Origin of the sequence: Shinella granuli (genome assembly GCF_004341885.1) — a bacterium.
Lineage (GTDB): Bacteria > Pseudomonadota > Alphaproteobacteria > Rhizobiales > Rhizobiaceae > Shinella > Shinella granuli.
In genome coordinates this window covers 79,186-98,923 of the sequence record NZ_SLVX01000010.1, presented here as the reverse complement: position 1 = coordinate 98,923, position 19,738 = coordinate 79,186, and the positions used below count along the sequence as shown (strand labels likewise).

The following is a 19,738-nucleotide window of genomic DNA, read 5'->3' as shown; positions in this document are numbered from 1 at the left end:
GATTAGACGTGGATTTGCCGCTATGCCGCCCAAAGACGGCCAGCACGGGGGAGGGGGCTGTTGTGCCCCGCCTTTCGAAACGCATCCCAGGCAAGCGCCGGGTTGCTGGCGGCGGTCGGCTTGCCCGTCACCGCTTCCACGGCGTCGACGATGCTGGAACAGGCCTCGACGCGAGGCAGCAGCAGAAAACGCCGTGTTTCCGGCTCGATCACGGTGTCATTCGCCGGCGATCACCGCCGGTTTGCCTGTCCTCATCCGCCACGCCGGCATCTCCTCCGCTGCTTCACAGGCCCGCATTGATGACGGCAAAGGTTAATCGACAGAAGCGATGTTTCTTCATGGATTAAGCGATAATCTTCATATATCCTTTTTTCATGGACACCTCTCTTCTCCAGTGCTTCCTTACGGTGGCGGACACGCAGAGCTTTTCGGTGGCGGCAGAACGGCTGAACATCACGCAGTCGACCGTCAGCCACAAGATCGCCCGCCTCGAGAGCCATCTTGGCAAACAGTTGTTCGAGCGCACGACCCGTTCCTGCGTACTGACCTCCGACGGGCGGGAGCTGATCGGCCACGCCACCCGCGTGGTGCAATCGATCGAGGAGATGGAGCAGAGTTTTAAACCCGATCTTCTCAGCGGCACGCTGGTGGTCGGCGTTCCCGACGACCATTACCTCTTCGTCCCGCTCACCGTGGCGCTGAAGAATTTCATGCGTGAAAAGCCGCGGGTTGGCGTGGAGATCCGGGGCGGGCTGTCGAGCGACCTGCTGCGGGACCTGCGCCAGCGTAACATCGACCTCGCCGTCATCCGCGACGTACCCGCAATGCAGGACGGCGACGTGCTGTGCGCGGAGAACCTCGTCTGGATCACCGCCCCCAACTGGGTGCCGCCACCGGATGGCACCGTGCCGCTGGCGCTGGTTCGCGGCCCCTGCGCCTACCGCGGCGCGGCGATTTCCGCCCTGGAGCAAAACGGCGTGCGCTGGAAATGCATGGTGACCTGCACCAGCCTGCAGGGCGTCTTCTCCGTCGTGCGTGCCGGCCTGGCGGTGGCCGTGGTGACCGAGGGCGATATCGGCAGCGGCATCCGCGCGGCTCCCGCAGGCGGCCCGCTGCCGCCACTTCCCGCTTCCTCCCTCAGCATCCGCTACGCCGACAGGCAGCCGACCCTTGCCGCCCGCGCGCTTGCCCGTACCATGGCCGACGTCCTGACGCAGAAGGCCGCCATCTCCGCCGGCTGACATTCGTCAAGCCAGCTTCGCCGGCATTGCGACGCTTTGTCCGCATCCGCGGGATGACAGGCCGGCATACAGGCAATATACCGTCAATCTATGTTGGCTTGGAACCCGCAGGCATGAAGAACTGGCATCCCGATCTCGGCCGCAGCAGCAGCCCCCTCTACATGGCGATCGCCGACCTGATCGAGATGGACCTGCGCGGCGGGCAGCTCTCGGCCGGCGACAGGCTGCCAACGCACCGGGACCTTGCCCGGCGGCTCGCCATCGACGTCACCACCGTCGCCCGCGGCTATCTCGAAGCGCAGAAGCGCGGGCTCGTGCAGTCGCATGTCGGCCGCGGCACCTTCGTGACGGGTAGCGCGGATACGGCGCGCGGCAATTTCACCCTGGACGCATCACCCGACAGCCGCCGCGCCGCCCTGGTCGATCCCTCCATGAACATGCCGCCGGAACCGGACGATCCGGCCCTGCTTGCCCGCATGCGCGAGGGCCTTTCCGCGCTCGCCGCCGATCTCGTTCCCCTGCTGCGCTACCAGAGTTTCGGCGGCGCGGCCATGGACAAGGAAGCCGCCGCGCTTTGGCTTAGCCGCCGCAGCCTCACGCCGCCGCAGGAACGCATCTTCGTGGCGCCTGGCGCCCATCCCGCGCTGCTGGCGATCTTCGGCATGCTCACAAAACCGGGCGACACCGTGCTTGCCGAAGCCATCACCTATCCGGGCATGCGCTCGATCGCCGCGCAGCTGCGCCTGCGGCTCGTCGGCCTGCCGGTGGACGATCATGGCGTCCTGCCGGATGCCTTCGCGGATGCCTGCGAACGCGAAAAGCCGAAGGCGATCTATCTCAATCCGACGCTGCAGAACCCGTTGACGCTGACCATGCCCGCCGCCCGGCGCGCGGCGATCGCCGCCGTGGCGCAGACATATCACCTGCCGATCGTCGAGGATGATGCCTATGGCTTCATTCCGGCAGATGGTCCCGCGCCGCTTGCCGCGCTCGCGCCACAGCTCACCTGGTATATCGGCGGCCTGTCGAAATGCATCGGTGCGGGCCTGCGCCTTGCCTATGTGGGCGCGCCCGACGACAGCCGGGCCCTCTGGTCCTTCGCCGGAGCCATGCGGGCGGGCAATCTCATGGCCTCGCCCCTGACGACGGCGCTCACCACACGCTGGATCGAGGATGGCACGGCCGACGCCATTCTCGAATTCCTCCGCACGGAAGCGCCGGCCCGCCAGGCACTGGCCGCCAGTCTCCTGCCCGCCGGCTACCGCGCCGATCCCTTGAGCTTCAACATCTGGCTGCCGCTGCCGCAGGGCTGGACACGATCTACCTTCGGCACCCACATGCGGGCCTGCGGCCTCGGCGTGATGGCCAGCGATGCCTTTGCGGTCGACGGCACGCCGCCCGAGGCCGTGCGGGTCAGCCTCGGCGGCCCGGTAACGCGGCCGCAGCTTCAGACCGCCCTCGAATTCATGGCGCATGCGCTCGAAGGGCCGCCGGAAATGGCCGGCTCCTTCTTCTGATCCCACACATCTCCCGATCGAATGAAAGCAGCCCCGCCGGCGGCAGGCGCCCACGCGCCTGCGTCAGTATGTCTGATCGACAGATTGACAGCATGATTGCATCTATATGACAGCACATAATGATAGGATTGAATGGATAAGGAAAGATGCAGCCATGAACGAGACCTATCCTCAACTGCCACCCATGCAGACCGGCATCCGGGGCCGTTGCCCGCGCTGCGGCCAGGGCCATCTCTTCAAGGGGTTCCTGACCCTGGCGCCGAAATGCGAGGCCTGCGGCCTCGACTATTCCTTCGCCGACCCGGCCGATGGCCCGGCCTTCTTCGTCATCTGCTTTGCCTGCGTGCCGAGCGTGCTGCTCGCCGTCTGGCTGGAGGTCGCCTTCAGCGCCTCGCTGCTGACGCAGGTGCTGGTCACCGGGCCCTTCATGCTGTTGACCTGCATACCCCCGCTACGGCCACTCAAGGGATGGTTGGTCGCGAGCCAGTATTTCTACAAGGCCGAAGAGGGCAAGGTGGTCCGCCGGCAGGCAGGCACCTGACACGAGGGGAGGGGCCTACCAGGTGACGTTCGACAGCCGCAGCCAAGGCGGGTTCTCCGCATACATTTCGCGGATCAACCCCTTGATCTTGGCGGCATGCTGCCGGCGAAGGAACTGCCCCTTCAGCAGAATTTCCTGATCTTCACCGGGCCGGCGGCGGTTTCCACCTTCGCCATGCTGGCCCTCGCGGTCAGTCACGCATGCCGCAGGGAGGTTGCCGCACCAGTCGCGGCCTGAACGTCCTTGATTGGAGCGGCGCAGCGGGCCACAACGGTTCGGTGGCCGTCTCCATGAAATAGAGACCAGGCACGGCGGCGTTTCCACGCCGCCGTGCCTGTGTTAGGGAGCGCGGCACGTCGACCGGAAATCAAGGATGAGCCTTCCATGAATGCTGCGCTGTACGCGGACTATGTCGCGGACCTGAGGGGTCTGTTCGCGGAGCTGGATCGCCATCCCGAACGCTTCCAGACCTTCGGCGCCCATCTGGAACTGGCCGTAGCAGGCGGCCTCGTCGTCTACGAAACGACGCGCCGCAAGGGCCAGACCGACAGCCTCTTTTATGGCCGTCCCGCCGGCACCGGCACCAGCCAGCAGATGTCGCAGGCCTCGGCCTTTGCCGCCATCGACCGGTTCTTCGCCCTCGGTCAGTTCGTCGCGCTCACCGGCGACCGCAAGGAGGGCGACGGCACGCTGGATGCGCAATATCCGCATTGCGCCGTCCGCTTCTCGTATCGCCGGAAAGGGCACCCGGCCGCCCGCGCCATGCTGATGGTCTTCGTCGGCTTCAACGACGATGCGGATGCCCTGCATTACGTTGGTGGCAACGATCCGTCTCTCTTCGTGGCCGAGCGGCCTTACCGTACGGAACGGGCCTACGAATGGACCTGATGACCTAGGCGACGCCAGTCCGTGCCCGCAGACGGCTGGTCCGCGAGCCGATGACAGACATCCAGGACGACAGCGCGGCGCCGCGCATCGGCGCCGCTCACGTTCCCGAACCCGTGCTGCCGCCCTTCCGGATGCGACGTTCCGCTTCAGCCGCCGGTTCGGAAGGAGCGCGCCGCGTCCACGATGGCATGCGTATCGATGCCGAAATGGGCGTAGAGATCGGCAATCGTGCCGGTCTGGCCAAAGTGCTCGACACCGAGCGAGACCGTGCGGTTCCCTTCCACTGCGCCGAGCCAGCCGAGCGTCGCCGGATGGCCGTCGGTGGCGGTGATGAGACCCGCATCGCGCGGAACCGCGGAAAGCAGCGTCTCGATATGGCTGCGGGCGCTGGCATCCCCCTGGCGGCGGGCGCGTTGCGCCGCCGTCCAGCCGGCATTCAGCCGGTCGGCGGAGGTGACCGCCAGCACCGAGACGTCGCCATGCGTCTCGGCGAGCCGCCCGGCCGCCATCAGCACTTCCGGCGCGATGCAGCCCTGATAGGCGAGCACGATGCGGGTGCGCGCCGAAGGCGGACGCAGCCAGTAGGCACCGTCGATCACGCCCTGCCGGAAGGCCGGATCCTCGCGGCGAAGCGCGATCTGCTCCAGCGGCCGCGTCGTCAGGCGCAGATAGACCGAGCCGCCGGTCTCGTCCCGCAGCCAGGTGCGCCTGTCATGCGTGCCGTCGCCGTCACGCTGCATATAGTCGAAGGACCAGTCCATGATGACGGACAGCTCGTCGAGGAAAGCCGGCTCGAAGCTGGCCAGCCCGTCCTGGCTCATGCCGATGAGCTGCGAGCCGATCGACTGGTGTGCCCCGCCTTCCGGCGCCAGCGTCACGCCGGAAGGCGTGCCGACGATCATGAAGCGCGCATCCTGGTAGCAGGCATAGTTCAGCGCATCGAGGCCGCGTGCCACGAAGGGATCGTAGACCGTGCCGATGGGCAGCAGCCGCTCGCCGAACAGCGAATGCGACAGGCCGGCGGCGCCGAGCAGCAGGAACAGGTTCATCTCGGCGATGCCGAGCTCGATATGCTGGCCCGCCGGGCCGAACTCCCATTTCTGCGCCGAGGGCACGCGCTCGTCGCGGAACGTATCGGCCATCCGCTCGCGGGCGAAAAGGCCGCGGCGGTTGACCCAGGGCCCGAGATTCGTCGAGACGGTCACATCCGGCGCCGTGGTGACGATGCGCGCCGACAGGGCGTCGTCGCGCCTGGCGATCGCATCGAGGATCTTGCCGAAACCCGCCTGCGTCGACAGCTCGCGATCCTCGAGGAAGACCGGGCCGGAAGAGGGCACGGCAGGGGAGGCGAATCGTCGCGTGCCCTTGGCGAAGAAAGGCACCGTCTTCAGGAACGCGCGCACCGGGGCAGGCGAGGGGATCGCCCCGAACGTCTCCCACTCCGTACCCGGCGCAACGCCGATGCGCTCCTGGAACGTCTCCATCTGGGCCTTGGTCATCAGGCCGGCATGGTTGTCCTTGTGGCCGGCGAGCGGCGTGCCCCAGCCCTTGATCGTATAGGCGAGGAAGACGGTCGGTCGGTCGTGGTCGATGCTCTCGAACGTCTCGATCAGCGTTTCGAGACAATGGCCGCCAAGATTGCCCATGAGGTCGGAAAGCGCATCGTCGCTGCGTGCCGCCAGAAGGTCCGCGACGCCCTCCTGCGTGCCGATCTCGTCGGTGAGCCGCTTGCGCCAGGCGGCCCCGCCCTGGAAGGTCAGCGCGGAATAAAGCTGGTTCGGGCATCGATCGATCCAGCCGCGCAGCGCCTCGCCGCCCGGCTCCCGAAAGGCGGCCTGCTGGAGCGCGCCATATTTCAGCACCTTCACATCCCAGCCGAAAGCCGTGAAAATGCCTTCGATGCGCTGCCACAGGCCTTCATGCACGACACCGTCGAGGCTCTGCCTGTTGTAGTCGATCACCCACCAGGTATTGCGCAGGTCGTGTTTCCAGCCTTCCTGCAGGCATTCATAGATGTTGCCCTCGTCGAGCTCCGCATCACCGACCAGCGCGATCATGCGCCCGCCCGGCTGCGTCCCGGCCCAGGGCTTGGCGGCAATGTAGTCCTGCACGATCGAGGCGAAGGCGGTGATCGCCACGCCAAGCCCGACGGATCCGGTGGAAAAATCGACGTCGTCGATGTCCTTGGTGCGGCTCGGATAGGATTGCGCCCCGCCGAAACCGCGGAAATTCTCGAGCTTTTCGCGTGTCTGGTTGCCCATCAGGTACTGGATGGCATGGAAGACCGGCGAGGCATGCGGCTTGACAGCAACACGGTCCTCCGGCCGCAGCACATGGAAATAGAGCGCCGTCATGATCGAGGCGAGCGAGGCCGAGGAGGCCTGGTGCCCGCCGACCTTCACCTCGCCCTTCTCACGCAGGTGGTTGGCATTGTGGATCATCCAGCAGGCATGCCACAGCACCTGCCGCTCCAGGTCTTTCAGGCATGCCAGCTGCGCTGGCGTCAAGGCCGCCTCATTCATGCTTGTCTCACTCCCGTCCTCCAATGACGAGGAATGCTACACCGGCGCGGGCGGGAAAACTGATCGCAGTTGACCAAGGATAACGAAATTGCGAAATAGAATTTCGATAATTCCTCTTTCTTCGGTCAACTATGCCGATTTCCAAGCCTGGCCTCGATGCCGCCTCCATCCGCATCCTCGACCTCCTGCAGCAGAATGCCGAAATGAGCGTTTCGGAACTGGCGGAGGCGACGGGCCTGTCGGCCTCGCCCTGCTGGCGGCGGGTCAACGACCTCAAGGAAAACGGCGTCATCAAGGGGTCGGTCGCGCTGGTCGACGCGCAGGCGCTGGGGCTGGCGGTCAATGTCTTCGTGCAGGTCTCGCTGAAGCAGCAGGACCGGGAATCGCTCGACGTCTTCAACGCCGCCATCCGCACCAAGCCCGAGATCGTCGAATGCTACCTGATGACCGGGGAGGCGGACTACATGCTGCGCGTGGTGGTCGAGGACCTGATGAAATTCCAGGCCCTCGTCGTCGACTTCCTCACGCTTATCCCGGGCGTTGCCAATATCCGCTCAAGCTTCGCCCTCAGCCAGATCAAGTATACGACGGCGCTTCCGACCGGACATCTGAAGGGACGTTCCTGAACGGCGAGGGCACCGTCATCCGCGCCAAGTCCGACAGCACCGCGCGTCCATGAACCTTCGGCGCGGAAACATGGTTGCGCAACATCCCTTGCGGTCGTGCCCGATAATTGCTTCGTTCCCGGCATCATCATTCGGGAAAAGCGATCAATGCTGCTTGAAAATCTCTCCCTCTTCCTGCGCATCGTCGAGAAGGGCGGCCTTGCCGTTGCGGGCCGCGAGGTCGGCCTGTCGCCTGCGACCGTCTCGGAACGCCTGGCATCCCTGGAGGCCTATTACGGCGCGGCGCTCCTGATCCGCACGACACGGGCGATCAGCCTGACGGAGGAGGGCAGGGCGCTCGTCGAGGGGGCGAGACGACTGCTGGCGGAAGCGGAGGAGCTGGAAAGCCGCGTGCGGCGCGGCGCGGATGTCATTTCCGGACCGATCCGGCTCAGCGCGCCGGAAGATCTCGGCCGTCGCCTGCTCGTGCCTGTCATCGACGCCTTCCTGGCCGAGCATCCCGCCGTCACGATCGATCTCAACCTGACGGACGGCAATGTCGACATCGTCGGGCAGGGCATGGATTTCGCCGTCCGGCACGGCATGCTGGCCGACAGCAGCCTCAAGGCAAAGTCGCTCGGGGAGAACCGCCGCGTCGTCTGCGCCGCGCCGGCCTATCTCGCGGCGCACGGCACGCCCACCCATCCGAACGATCTTGCGCAGCACGACTGCATCGTCATGCGCTTCGGGCAGAACATCGACCATGACTGGCCGTTCGTCATCAACGCTGTGGTGCGCAAGGTGACCGTGCGCGGGCGGCGGGTCGTGAACGATGGCGGGCTGGTGCGTGAGTGGTGCCGGCAGGGGCGCGGCATCGCGCTGAAATCGATCCGCGACGTGGCCGAGGATCTCGCCGCCGGCGCGCTTGTCGAGCTGCTCGGCGATTTCTCCGCAGGCAGCACGGCATTGCAGATCGTCTATCCGCCAAGCGCCGTGCAGCCGCGGCGCGTGCGCATGCTCATCGACCGCATCGCCGCGGCCCTTTCGACGGGCTGCGGCGTCTGAGCGTCAGAAGCCGGCGAGCACGATCTTGCCCTTGGCCTTGCCGGATTCGATGAGCGCATGGGCGCGCTTGAGGTTCTCCGCATTGATGGTGCCGAAGTTCTTGTTGAGGGTCGACTTGATCTTGCCGGCATCCACCAACGCGCTGACCCGGTTCAGCAGCGCGTGCTGCTTCTCGATATCGGCGGTGGCAAACAGCGAGCGGGTGAACATCAATTCCCAGTGCAGCGAGATCGACTTGCGCTTCAGCGGCAGGGCATCCAGCGTCTTCGGGTCATCGATCAGGCCGAAGCGGCCCTGCGGCGCGATCAGCTCGACGATTTCACCCAGATGGTCGTCGGTGTTGGTCGTGGAGAAGACGAAGGCCGGCTGGCCGATGCCGAGGGCTTCCACCTGCGCGGCCAGCGGCTTGCGATGATCGATGACATGATGGGCACCGAGCGCCTTCACCCAGTCCTGCGTTTCCGGCCGCGAGGCGGTGGCGATGACCGTCAGGTCCGTCAGCGCCCGGGCGATCTGGATGGCGATGGAGCCGACGCCGCCGGCGCCGCCAATGATGAGGATGGCATCTGCCGCGCCGGCAACGGGCCGCGTCACGTCCAGCCTGTCGAACAGCATCTCCCAGGCCGTGATTGACGTCAGCGGCAGGGCGGCCGCTGCCGGGAAGTCGAGCGAGGCCGGCTTGTTGCCGACGATGCGCTCGTCGACGAGGTGATATTCGGCATTGGTGCCGGGGCGGTTGATGGCGCCGGCATAGAAGACCGTGTCGCCGGGCTTGAACAGGCTTGCCTGTGGGCCGACGGCCGTGACGATGCCGGCCGCATCCCAGCCCAGCACCCGCCACTGACCCGGTTCGGCTTTTGCCGAAGCGCGGATCTTGGTGTCGACCGGATTGACCGAAACCGCCTTCACCTCGACAAGAATGTCGCGTCCCGTGGGTTCCGGGCGCGGAAGGTCGATATCGACGAGGGCCGTCGTGGCATCGATGGATTGCGGATTTTCGTAGCCGATGGCTCGCATCTTGAAACTCCTGAATATGTACTGCGAAAAGCAGGGCCTGCCGGGCAGATGGACCGGCGAGAGCGCCTCGTTGCGGGTATGAACGAGGAGAAGATATGTCTTGCGGCCTTCGCCGATAATTGCCCCGCCATAGAATGGATAATTCGGATTTCCCGTATTCTGCTCCATCGATCTTGCCAAAAACGGAGCACTCCGAATGAATATCGCGGGTGGACGTCCCTCTACTGCGGGCACGGTCGCCTCCTCCTTTCGGCGCCTTACCATTGAACTCCGCGATATCTGACGCTATATTGCGTCATAATGAATGGCAAGTTCGGAAGGAAATCGCCATGGGCCTTGCCCAATATGCCGACGACGGGCTTTTCGTGCCGCGCAAGATCGCCGATGCCCTGCGCACGACCAGCGAGGAAATCGCGCGGACGGCCGGGCTCGGGAAGGATGCCATCCAGCGCAAGGACCGCGTCCGCTCCGACAAGACCCAGCGCCGCCTGCGCGAGATGATCGAGATCGTCAACAAGGTCGAGCCCCGTTTCGGCTCGGCGCTGATGGCTTATGCCTGGTATCGTTCCGAGCCGCTTCCCGGCTTTTCCGGCCAGACGGCCATGCAACTGGTCCGAAGCGGGCGCGCGGACGACGTGCTCGACTATATCGACGCAGTCGACGCCGGCATCCACGCATAGCCCGGCAGATGCGCTATCAGGGAAAGTTATACCGGGCGCTGAACCCGGTCTATGCCCGCGAACCGCTGTCCGGGCGCGGTGCGGAGCTCTATGGCGGCCGGTTCAACCCGAAGGGCATGCCGGCGCTCTACACGTCGCTGTCGATCATGACGGCGCTGCGGGAGGCCAACCAGGTCGGCAACCTGCAGCCGACCACCCTCGTTTCCTACGATGCCGATATCGCGCGGGTTTTCGACTGCCGCGACGCGGAGGCGCTGCATGCGGAAGGCATGGATGCGGCCGCGATCGCCGATCCGGCCTGGCGCGACCAGATGCGGGCTTCTGGCATCTCCCGAACCCAGGATTTTGCGCGCCGGCTTTCGGCCGCCGGCTATCAGGGGCTGCTCGTGAAGAGTTTCGCGCCGGCCGCAATGAACGGCGATCTCAATCTCGTCCTGTGGACATGGGGCGAGGCCATGCCCAGCCGCCTCGTCCTGATCGACGACGAGAACCGCCTGTCGCGATAAAGGCCGAATTACAGGTTCGTCGTCTTGTCGGTCAACACCGCGTGCGGGCGCAAACGGACCAGACGGCAAGCCTCGAAAGAGGAACGTGTTTCCCGCCGGCAGGATTACATGATCTCGAAGTCGGCGCAGAGCGGCAGGTGATCGGAGGCGCGGCGGGCAAGCGGGCTGTCGTGCACGAATGCCCGCTCGACGCGAATCCCTTCCCCGACAAAGATATGATCGATCCGCAGCAGCGGGAGTCGTGAGGGAAAGGTCGGCTGCGGTCGGCCGCCGGCCATGACCTGCGCATCCCCGAAGCGCCGCACGAGCAGGCGATAGGAGGCAGAGCGCGAGATGGCGTTGAGATCTCCGGCAAAGAGGATGCGGGAATTCTCCGGCATCTCCGCTCCGAGCCAGCCAGGCCCGATCAGCGCTTCGGTCTGCCGCACGCGCTCGGCGCCGAGAAGGCCGAGATGGGTGACGAAGACCTGCAGCTTCACCATATCGACCGGCACCTCGACCCATAGCGCGCCGCGCGGTTCGCCACGGGACGGCAGACCGCCGGCCTTGACGAGCCGCGTCGGCAGCGCCGTGAGCAGGGCGTCGCCATAGCGCTCCTCTTCAAGATGCAGCGCCGGATGGAAATGCGAGACCATGCGCAGATGGCTGGCGATGGTCTCTGCCTGGTCGATACCGCCGCTGCGGGCACGGGCCACATCGACCTCCTGCAAGGCGATGATATCAGCCTCGCATTCGGCGATCACCGCGGCAATGCGGGCGGGATCGAGCTTCCGGTCCGTGCCGAAGCAGCTGTGCACATTGTAGGTTGCGATCCTGAGCCGCCTCGCCATGCCGTCCTCTCGTTGCTTCCGACGCCTTCGGGAACACGGGACGCCGCATTTTCGTTCCGCCCGGACAGAGCGAGGAAGACCCGACGCATGAAACGAAGCCATATCCTGCATGCCCTTGTCGCCTGCGCGGTGCTTGTCGCCGGCTGGCTGGTCTACCGGACGCTGAGCCAATATTCATGGGTGGAGATTACAGGCTCGATCGCCGCCATTCCCACGACAAGCTTCGCCCTGGCACTCGTTTTCGCGGCCTGCTCCTATCTCTGCCTGACGCTCTTCGATTTCCTGGCGCTGCACTATGTCGGCAAACCGCTCTCCTATCCACGCGCGGCGCTCGCCTCCTTCACCAGTCTGGCCATCGGCCACAATGTCGGCGTCGCCGCGCTTTCCAGCGGCGCCGTGCGCTACCGCTTCTATTCCCGCTGGGGCCTCGACGGCGAGGAGATCGCCAAGCTGATCGTCTTCTGCGGCGTGACGGTCGGCCTCGGGCTCATCACCCTAGCCGGGCTTTGCCTCATCCTGCTTCCCGGCACCGCCGGCAGGATCGCGGGGCTGGGAACGGCGGCATCCCTTGCCCTCGGCCTTGCCTGCCTTGCGCTTGGCGCAACCTATCTTGCGCTTGCCGCCTTCGTGCGCGGCGAACTGAAGGTGAAGAGCTGGCGCTTCGCCCTGCCGACGGTGCGCCTTGCCGGCATGCAGATCGTGATCGGGACCTTGAACTTCGCCTGCGTCGGCGCCTGCCTGCATCAACTGCTCGGCGGCAAGACCGGCTATATGGAAACGACGGCCGCCTATGTGGTCGGCAACCTGACGGCGCTCGTCAGTCATGTGCCGGGCGGGCTCGGCGTGCTGGAGGCGACGATCGCCTTTCTTCTGGGAGGCGCCGCCCCGATCGGCGCGCTGATCGCCTTTCGTGCCGTCTATTTCTTCATCCCGCTGCCGCTGGGGCTGGTGTCGCTGCTCGCCAGCGAGGCTTTGCTGGGATCGAACGGCGATGCCGGGCTGCGCGACAGCCCGAACTGACGGCGAAGAAACGCCCGGGCCGCATCTCGCCAGGCCGGAAGCGGCCACCACGGCGCGACCGGATCGACAAGCCCGGTACCGGCAACCGGCTCGATGGAGCCCCTGCCTCGGGCATCCGGAAACGGCCGCAGCCCGCGCGCACGCGTATTGAAGGCGTCGATGGTCCTGCCCAGCAATCCCTCTGCGCCCACCGCGGCCCCGAACAGCACCGGATCGGCATCGAGATGTTCCGCCAGCAGCCGGTCGCGCAGGCCGACGATGGCCTTGCGCTCCTCCTGCCTGCGCGCCTCGACCGCGATGTCGAGTTCCGTATCCAGCCCTTCGCTGCGCTGGTTGAGGTTCGAGGAGCCGATGCGCAGAAAGACGTCGTCCACGATGACGAGCTTGGAATGGATGACGATCTCCTGTTCCGTACCGTCAGGTCTCGGCACGACAGGATAGAAGGCACGCATGCGGCCATATCTGTCGCACCGGCCGAGGCGGCGGATCAGCCGGTCGCGATTGGCGCCGAGCACGAGACGCTCGATGATGCCGTGCGAGCTCAGCGTCGAGACCACGACCACCTCCGGCCCATCCGGCTCTGCGAGCTTTTCGCACAGCACGTCGCAGACCCTCTTCGAGGCGAAATACTGGCTTTCGATATAGATGTGCCGCCGCGCGGCCTTGAGGGCCGCCACCGTCAGGTCCATCGCCTCGGTGCAGGCCTCCCGCCCGCGGATCGCCGGCTCCGTGCGGGTGAAGGCGACATCCACCCCGGCCATGTCAGGCGCGAGCCCGTCGAGGGAAACTTCGGCCGCGGCCCCGGTGAGCGGCACCGCCTCGTCGGTGGCGAACAGCCAGCGCCGGCGCGCGATATCGCCGGCGAGACGGGCCGCCTCACCCTCCAGCGCCACCTGCATGTCATGCACCGGCTCGTAGGGCTCGCCCGACGGCATGACCCGGCGGGGATCGTCGATGCGGTGCTCGCTCGTATCCCAGCGCTTGGCGGTAAGGTCGATGCCGCCGATGAAGGCGACGCGGTCGTCCACCACCACGAATTTCTGATGATGGGAGCCACGGATCGGATGGCGGTTATCGAAGGCGAGTTGGATGCGCGGATGGGAGGACCAGCGCCGCTTGCGGAACATTTTCAGCGATTTTCCGGAATAGATCGGCCCCATGCCCCAGATCAGCACGCGGATGGTGAGGTCCGGGCGCGCCGCGACAAGGTCGAGCAGGAAGGTGCCGAGGCTCGGCGAATGCGGCCTGTCGGGCCGGATCGGGATATCCGGATTGAAGTCCCAGCCGACGATCCAGATCTCCTTGCGCGCCTGCAGCAGCACGTTCTCCAGCCGCCGGAAATAGGCCTCGCCATCGACGAGGACCTTCAACCGGTCGGCCCTCGCCACCCGCCAGGCATTCACGCCGGGCCGGATGATGGGGGCCGGCGCGCTGGTGTGTGCAACATGCACCGGGAAACCGTCGTTTCGCACTCTCTGCCGCCTCGTCTGGTGGTATCACGCATCCTGCGCGGAAATTCGCGGGAACGGTTTTGGTTCCCTTCCATGCAGCGCACGAGCCGATTCCAACCTCAAGGCCTGTTCCCTGCGTTTGGATTCGCCGCCCCACAAGACACCAGAACCTCGGTCTTCGCGCTCGCGCGCCTACCCGCCTGCCGCAGCCTGCCGCACTCGGGCCGCCGCCTGCGCCAGGCGATCCGGCGCGAGGCGTCCGGAACGGGCAGCGTCGGCAATGCCGTCGCACAGCGCATCGAGGTGCGGCCCGCCGCCCACGAGCAGCAAATCCGCCCCCGCGCCGAGGGAAGCGATCGCGGTTTCGAGCAGGGAACGACCGCGCATCGTGGCGGGGGCATCGAGATCGTCGCTGACGATCAGGCCCTTGAAGCCGAAGTCGTTTCGCAGCATCGCCATGACCGCCGGCGAGGTGCTCGCGGCATTCTGCCCGTCGAGCGCGGCGACGGGCGCCGGCCCCGTCATGATCGCCCGTGTCCCGGCTTCGATGGCGGCGGTGAACGGCAGGGCGTTGTGAAGAAGGCGATCACGCGATGTGCGCAGGGAAACGTCGACGAGAGCCGGATCGCCCTCCAGGTCGTTGAAGCCGGGGAAATGTTTCGTCACCGCAGTGATGCCGGCGCTCTGGACCCCTTTCACGAAGGCCGCCGCCACCCGGGCAACGGCCTGCGGATAGCTGCCCATCGTGCGGCCGTGCAGCCAGGCGTTCTGCCCGTCTATGACATCGGCGATGGGCGCCAGGAACATCGAAACCCCGAGCGCGCGGGCGGCGGCGGCCGTCGCCCTGCACCGTTCGGCGAGCGCCGCGTCGTCAAGCGCATGCGCCTCGTCGAGCGAGGGAAGCGGGGGAATCAGCCCCTGCAGCCGCTGGATGCCGCCCAGTTCCTGGTCCACGGCGACGATCAAGCCGGGAGTTACGGCCTTCAACCGCGCGACGGCGGCTTGAAAGCTATCCGGCGTCTCGCTCGCCAACCGTTCGGCCGACATGCGCCGTGCGACATATTCCGCCCGCGTCTCGCCGATCAGGACGGAACAGCCGCCCTTTTCCAGGAAGGGCACCATGACATCGATGATGTCGAGCGTATCGAAGGCGGGCAGGAGGATCGCCCGGGCGTCGTCATCCGGTGAAAAGCGCATCGTCATCTCCGTGGTCCGTCAGACTGTCTCGACATCGACGCCGGCCTCGCGGATGGCCTTGAGGATGGCGGTATCCCGGCTGCTGGTGAAAAGCGCCGATACGGCGGCAATCGGCGCCACTTCATAAGTTGCCGCCTGGCCGAGCTTGTCCGCCGTCGCCAGGAGCAGGGTCTTGTTCGCGGCCCGGATCATCGCCGATTTCAGATGGGCATCCTCGAAATCGTCGGCGCGGAGCGTGAGGCCGTGATCAATGCCGCAGGTGCCGAGAACACAATAGTCGACCCGCAGCGCCCGGATCGCGTCGATCGCGCCGGCGCCGGTCGCGCTGCGCGTCAGCCGGCCCAGGCGGCCGCCGAGCATGACCACCTCGGCGAGCGGATGATCGAGCGCGGCGGCGGCGACGTCGACCGCGGTCGTGATGATGCGCAGGGACAGCGCCGGCGAGAGCGCGCGCACGAAACGGACGACCGTCGTGCTCGAATCCACCAGCAGCGTCGCGCCATCGGGGATCGGCGCGGCCGCGGCGCGGCCGATCGACTGCTTTTCCTCCGCATGCAGCGCCTCGCGTCGGTGGAAATCGAGCGCCGGCGTGACGAGCCGCGCCGCGCCGCCGTGAAAGCGCTGCACGAGCCCCGCATCCGAAAGGTCGCGCAGGTCGCGGCGGATCGAATCCTCCGACACGCCGAATTCCTGCGCCAGCCCGGCTGCAAGGACCCGGCCGGCCGCATTGACCTTTTCGAGAATGACGGCCTGTCGCTCCTCCGGAGAAAGCGCCGCCAGTTCCTTCCTGTCCGCGGTCATCCCGCCGTCTCCACTTCCGGCAAGAGCAGGCCGAGGGCCGTGAGGCGGGTCTCCAGCGCCTCGGCCGTGCTGAAGTGCTCGGTGTGGAAGCCGAGTGCCGCTGCCGCGGCGATGTTCGCCGGATTGTCGTCGATGAAGATGCATTGCTCGGCGCGCACGCCCGCCCGCTCCAGATAGCGCTCGAAGATGGGCGCATGCGGCTTTATGAGCTTCTCCCGTCCGGAGACGACGAGGACATCGAACGCATCGAGGAAGGGAAAGATCGCCTGCGCCCGCGGGAAGGTCTCCGCCGACCAGTTCGAGATCGCGTGCACGGGAATACCGTCCGCCTTCAGCCGTCCCAGAATGCCGGCGGTCCCCGGCACCTCGCCGCCCAGCATCTCGTGCCAGCGCAGCCAGTAGGCCTCGATCAGATCGGCCCGCTCGGGATGGCGCTGCACGAGTTCGGCTATGCCCTCGGCAAACGGCCGCCCGGCATCGAACGCCTCGTTCCATGCCGGGGTGCAGACCTCCGCCAGGAAGGCCGAAACCGCCGCCTCGTCCGGCAGGAGCTGGCGATAGAGATAGGCGGGATTCCAGTCGATCAGCACGCCGCCGATATCGAAGACCACAATGCTTGGATTCATTTCGCTTGCCTCTTTGTGCATGTATTGATTCTAATCATGCACAAACACGCAAATATATGCAATAAAAAGCAGCGCCTATTGACGCAGAAAATCGGCAGCGCGTTCGCCGATCATGATGCAGACAGAATTCGGATTGCCGGAGATCAGCGTCGGCATGACCGAGGCATCGGCAACACGAAGCCGCTCGATGCCGTGCACGCGCAGCTTCGGATCGACCACGGCCCGGTCGTCCCCTCCCATCCGGCAGGTCCCGGCGGGGTGCAGGGCCGCATGGGCGTCCTTGACGCAGAAGGCACGGATCTCCTCGCGGGTCCTGAGGGACGGCACCGGCGTATGCCGCGCCGTCACGAATTTCGCGATGGCCGGCTGCGCCATGATGTCGAGGGCCGCCATCGTGCCGTCGGTGATGGCTTCGAGATCGTAGGGATCGGAGAAATAGCGCGGCGCCACGCGCGGATTTGCCGCCGGATCGGCACTCTGAAGCGTGACCTCCCCTCGCGAGCGCGGCCGGATCTGCCCCAGATTGACCGTGCAGCCATTGCCGCCCGGCACGGCATCGACGCCCTCCTCGATGCCGGCGCCGACCACCATGAAATACTGGATGTCGGGCGTCGCCTCGCTCCTGTTGCCCCACCAGAACGCACCGCCCTCGATGAGGTTGGACGAAGCGGGACCGTTGCGGAAGAGCGCATAATTCAGCCCGGCAAGGGCCTTCCAGTGCAGCTTCTTGTACTTGTCGTAGCTGTGCGGGCCATTGAGCTGGTAGACCAGCGAGATCTCGATATGGTCCTGGAGGTTCTGTCCGACGCCCGGCAGGTCGGCATGGACCGCAATGCCGTGCCGCCCGATCTCATCCGCCGGGCCGATGCCCGACAGCATCAGCAGCTTCGGCGTCGCGATCGCCCCGGTGGAGACGACCACTTCCTGATCGGCGCGGTAGATGACCTTGCGCTTGCCCCTGGCGCATTCGACACCGACCGCCCTGCCCTTCTCGATGAGGATGCGGGTGACCGTCGTTCCCGTCTCGATGCGCAGGTTGCCGCGCTTGCGGGCCGGGTTGAGATAGGCGACGGCAGCCGAGCTGCGGCGGCCATTGCGCGCCGTGATCTGGTAGAGCCCGCAGCCCGCCGGATCGCCGGAATTGAAGTCCGGATTATAGGGCAGCCCCGCCTGCTGGCAGGCCTGCAGCCAGGCGCGGGTCAGCGGATGGATGTAATCGATATCGGAGACGCCGAGCGGCCCGCCGACGCCATGGGCCTCGTTGCAGAAGCGGTTGTTGTCCTCGGCGCGCTTGAAATACGGCAGGACATCGGCATAGCCCCAGCCCTCCGCGCCGAGGCGCGCCCATTGCTCGTAGTCGTCGGGCACGCCGCGGATATAGATCATCGCATTGACCGAGCTGCCGCCGCCCAGCACCCGGGCCTGCACCATGGTCGGCGTTTCCGTCCGCTCCTGCTCGGCCATCGGCTCCCAGGGAATGCGCTTCAGGAGATCGCCCTGCGCGGTCTTGTAGTAGGCACCGGGAATGTGGATGTAGGGGCTGAGGTCGCGCGGCCCCTCCTCCATGAGGAGAACGCGCACGGCGGGATCCTCCGAGAGGCGCGCGGCCACGACGCAGCCCGTCGACCCGCCGCCGACCACGATATAATCGAACGTGTCGACCTCGTCCGGATGCCGGGGAGAAATCCCGAAGCGGGCCGATCCCATGGCGCGAAGTGCCATCACTTTCCCCCTGCAATGGCGCTGCCGGCCTTGATGGCGAGGGCAGCGATGGTGAGTGCCGGATTGACGGCGGCCGAGGTCGGCAACACGGAGGCATCCGTGATGTAGAGGTTCTCGACATCGTGGCTGCGGCAATCGAGATCGACGACCGAACTTTGCGGATCATGGCCCATGCGCGCCGTGCCGCATTGATGCGATGTCGTCTTGCGGCCGAAGGTGTGCGTCAGCACGATCGGGAACCCCGCCTTGCGCATGACGGCGCGGGTTTTCGCGATCAGCGCCTCATGCGCCCGCATGTTGGAGCGGATCCAGTGCATGACGATGCGATCGTCCCGCACCATGACCCGGCTTTCCGGATTGGGCAGGTCCTCGCTCGTCAGGAACCAGCCATAGGCATAGCGCGCCACCAGCCGTGCAAACCAGGCCGGCGCCGGCATCGGCAGGTTGGCCTTGAGGATGTTGCCGGTGATGTGGCCGAGGAGCTGGACATTGCCGAGCGGGAAACCGTATTCGTTGTCCTCGTTGTAGAAATCGTTGAAGGCGATGGTCTTCTGGTAGACGCAACTGTTGGCGGCGAAAGGACGGATCGTCAGCATCGCCGTCGTGTTGTGGTTCATGAAATTGCGCCCGAGCTGGTCCGAACTGTTGCCGAGACCGGCCGGATGCGTCCCATTGGCCGAGCGCAGGAGAAGCGCCGCGGACTGGACCGCGCCGGCGGCAACGGCGAAGCGGCCGGCGGAAATGCGATGCTCCACGCCGTCCTTCCTGTAGACGGCCGCGGTGACGCGGCGCCCGGCCCCGTCCGTTTCGAGGCGCATGACGCTGGCACCGGTCACGAGGCTGACATTGGGATGGGCAAGCGCGCTGGCGAGCGGCCCCACCTCCGCATCGATCTTGCCCGTTCCGGTGTTCGGAAACGCATCCCACCCCGTCGGCGCCCGTTTCAGCCAGGCGTCGAGATCGATCGACAGCGGAAGGGAGGCCGGATGGATGCCCGCCTTCTCCAGCCGGCGGCGGACGGCGGCGATCGCCGGCTCGTCGGGAACCGGCGGGTAGGAATAGGGTCTTTCATGCCGCGGCTCCGTCGGGTCGTCCGTGGTCGAGCCGCGTACCCTGAAAACGTGCTCGGCCGCGTCATACCAGGGCGACAGGTCCTCGTAGGACATCGGCCAGCCGGGGGACGCACCGTCCATATGCGGCCGCGGTGCAAAATCCTCGCGGCGGTACCGGTACATGACCGCGCCGAAGAACTTCGAATTGCCGCCGACATAATAGTAGTTGCCCGGCAGGAAACTCTCGCCATCCGTGCCCAGCCATTCCTCCGAGGACCGGTAGAAGCCCTTCTGGAAGATGGCGACATCGTCACGCGCCTCTGGACTGTCCGTCAGATGCACGCCCCGTTCGAGAATGACGATCTTGAGGCCCGAAGGCGCAAGGCTGTGCGCCAGGGACGCTCCGCCGATGCCGGAGCCGATGATGACGATGTCTGCCGTCTCGGTCATAAAAAAT

General features: G+C 66.0%; 20 protein-coding genes. 9 read left to right on the top strand and 11 right to left on the bottom strand.

The window, feature by feature from the left end:
* Positions 1-20: 20 nt before the first annotated feature.
* Positions 21-212, bottom strand: a complete 192-nt coding sequence (locus EV665_RS17120; protein WP_064334210.1) for a hypothetical protein — start codon at positions 210-212, stop codon at positions 21-23.
* Positions 213-374: 162 nt separating this feature from the next.
* On the opposite strand from EV665_RS17120, the gene EV665_RS17115 reads away from it, so the two are divergent.
* The 3 genes from EV665_RS17115 (at position 375) to EV665_RS17105 (ending at position 3,299) form a co-directional block, all read left to right on the top strand.
* Entirely contained in the window at positions 375-1,241 is an 867-nt protein-coding gene (locus EV665_RS17115; RefSeq protein ID WP_133035031.1) for a LysR family transcriptional regulator, read from the top strand.
* A gap of 113 nt (positions 1,242-1,354) precedes the next feature.
* Complete coding sequence (locus tag EV665_RS17110) at positions 1,355-2,758, top strand: aminotransferase-like domain-containing protein (RefSeq protein ID WP_133035030.1); 1,404 nt, start codon at positions 1,355-1,357, stop codon at positions 2,756-2,758.
* Between the two features lie 154 nt (positions 2,759-2,912).
* The gene (locus tag EV665_RS17105) at positions 2,913-3,299 is read left to right on the top strand and encodes a DUF983 domain-containing protein (protein ID WP_050745294.1); all 387 of its coding nucleotides are present in this window, start codon (positions 2,913-2,915) and stop codon (positions 3,297-3,299) included.
* Positions 3,300-3,314: 15 nt separating this feature from the next.
* Here the strand turns inward: EV665_RS17105 and EV665_RS17100 are convergent, their stop codons facing one another.
* Positions 3,315-3,623, bottom strand: coding sequence for a hypothetical protein (locus EV665_RS17100; protein WP_133035029.1), 309 nt, complete (start codon positions 3,621-3,623; stop codon positions 3,315-3,317).
* Positions 3,624-3,683: 60 nt separating this feature from the next.
* Here EV665_RS17100 and EV665_RS17095 point away from each other — a divergent pair, with 60 nt between their 5' ends.
* Positions 3,684-4,187: a hypothetical protein gene (locus EV665_RS17095; RefSeq protein WP_133035028.1), complete on the top strand. Its 504-nt coding sequence runs from the start codon at positions 3,684-3,686 to the stop codon at positions 4,185-4,187.
* Between the two features lie 146 nt (positions 4,188-4,333).
* Here EV665_RS17095 and EV665_RS17090 read toward each other — a convergent pair whose 3' ends face one another.
* On the bottom strand, positions 4,334-6,628 hold the full coding sequence (locus tag EV665_RS17090) for a transketolase-like TK C-terminal-containing protein (protein WP_380686754.1): 2,295 nt from the start codon (positions 6,626-6,628) through the stop codon (positions 4,334-4,336).
* 212 nt (positions 6,629-6,840) lie between these two features.
* Between EV665_RS17090 and EV665_RS17085 the strand changes: the two genes are divergently transcribed.
* Complete coding sequence (locus EV665_RS17085; protein WP_133035026.1) at positions 6,841-7,335, top strand: Lrp/AsnC family transcriptional regulator; 495 nt, start codon at positions 6,841-6,843, stop codon at positions 7,333-7,335.
* 147 nt (positions 7,336-7,482) lie between these two features.
* Positions 7,483-8,379 carry a LysR family transcriptional regulator gene (locus tag EV665_RS17080; RefSeq protein ID WP_133035025.1) on the top strand — a complete coding sequence of 299 codons (897 nt, stop codon included), beginning with the start codon at positions 7,483-7,485 and terminating at the stop codon, positions 8,377-8,379.
* Between the two features lie 3 nt (positions 8,380-8,382).
* Here EV665_RS17080 and EV665_RS17075 read toward each other — a convergent pair whose 3' ends face one another.
* A complete protein-coding gene (locus EV665_RS17075; RefSeq protein WP_133035024.1) occupies positions 8,383-9,396 on the bottom strand; it encodes a zinc-binding alcohol dehydrogenase family protein in 1,014 nt (337 codons plus the stop codon).
* A 329-nt stretch (positions 9,397-9,725) separates the two neighbouring features.
* On the opposite strand from EV665_RS17075, the gene EV665_RS17070 reads away from it, so the two are divergent.
* Together EV665_RS17070 and EV665_RS17065 are read left to right on the top strand one after the other, a co-directional pair.
* On the top strand, positions 9,726-10,076 hold the full coding sequence (locus tag EV665_RS17070) for an MbcA/ParS/Xre antitoxin family protein (protein ID WP_133035023.1): 351 nt from the start codon (positions 9,726-9,728) through the stop codon (positions 10,074-10,076).
* Between the two features lie 8 nt (positions 10,077-10,084).
* Positions 10,085-10,582 carry an RES family NAD+ phosphorylase gene (locus tag EV665_RS17065; protein WP_133035022.1) on the top strand — a complete coding sequence of 166 codons (498 nt, stop codon included), beginning with the start codon at positions 10,085-10,087 and terminating at the stop codon, positions 10,580-10,582.
* A 104-nt stretch (positions 10,583-10,686) separates the two neighbouring features.
* On the opposite strand, the gene EV665_RS17060 is transcribed toward EV665_RS17065, so the two are convergent.
* A complete protein-coding gene (locus EV665_RS17060) occupies positions 10,687-11,412 on the bottom strand; it encodes an endonuclease/exonuclease/phosphatase family protein (protein WP_133035021.1) in 726 nt (241 codons plus the stop codon).
* Positions 11,413-11,499: 87 nt separating this feature from the next.
* On the opposite strand from EV665_RS17060, the gene EV665_RS17055 reads away from it, so the two are divergent.
* Positions 11,500-12,432, top strand: a complete 933-nt coding sequence (locus tag EV665_RS17055) for a putative bifunctional lysylphosphatidylglycerol flippase/synthetase (RefSeq protein WP_133035020.1) — start codon at positions 11,500-11,502, stop codon at positions 12,430-12,432.
* Here the strand turns inward: EV665_RS17055 and EV665_RS17050 are convergent.
* The 6 genes from EV665_RS17050 to EV665_RS17025 all read right to left on the bottom strand — a co-directional run bounded on the left by EV665_RS17050 (position 12,330) and on the right by EV665_RS17025 (position 19,731).
* Positions 12,330-13,904 carry a phospholipase D-like domain-containing protein gene (locus EV665_RS17050; RefSeq protein WP_133035019.1) on the bottom strand — a complete coding sequence of 525 codons (1,575 nt, stop codon included), beginning with the start codon at positions 13,902-13,904 and terminating at the stop codon, positions 12,330-12,332. The two genes, EV665_RS17055 and EV665_RS17050, sit on opposite strands and share 103 nt — an antisense overlap.
* Before the next feature lie 171 nt (positions 13,905-14,075).
* Positions 14,076-15,080: a glycoside hydrolase family 3 N-terminal domain-containing protein gene (locus EV665_RS17045; RefSeq protein ID WP_133035018.1), complete on the bottom strand. Its 1,005-nt coding sequence runs from the start codon at positions 15,078-15,080 to the stop codon at positions 14,076-14,078.
* 18 nt (positions 15,081-15,098) lie between these two features.
* Positions 15,099-15,881 carry a DeoR/GlpR family DNA-binding transcription regulator gene (locus EV665_RS17040; protein WP_133035017.1) on the bottom strand — a complete coding sequence of 261 codons (783 nt, stop codon included), beginning with the start codon at positions 15,879-15,881 and terminating at the stop codon, positions 15,099-15,101.
* On the bottom strand, positions 15,878-16,507 hold the full coding sequence (locus EV665_RS17035) for an HAD family hydrolase (protein WP_133035016.1): 630 nt from the start codon (positions 16,505-16,507) through the stop codon (positions 15,878-15,880). The genes EV665_RS17040 and EV665_RS17035 overlap by 4 nt, the downstream gene beginning before the upstream one ends.
* Before the next feature lie 75 nt (positions 16,508-16,582).
* Positions 16,583-18,214 carry a GMC family oxidoreductase gene (locus EV665_RS17030; protein WP_133035097.1) on the bottom strand — a complete coding sequence of 544 codons (1,632 nt, stop codon included), beginning with the start codon at positions 18,212-18,214 and terminating at the stop codon, positions 16,583-16,585.
* Between the two features lie 14 nt (positions 18,215-18,228).
* Positions 18,229-19,731, bottom strand: a complete 1,503-nt coding sequence (locus tag EV665_RS17025; protein ID WP_133035015.1) for a GMC oxidoreductase — start codon at positions 19,729-19,731, stop codon at positions 18,229-18,231.
* Positions 19,732-19,738 lie beyond the last annotated feature (7 nt).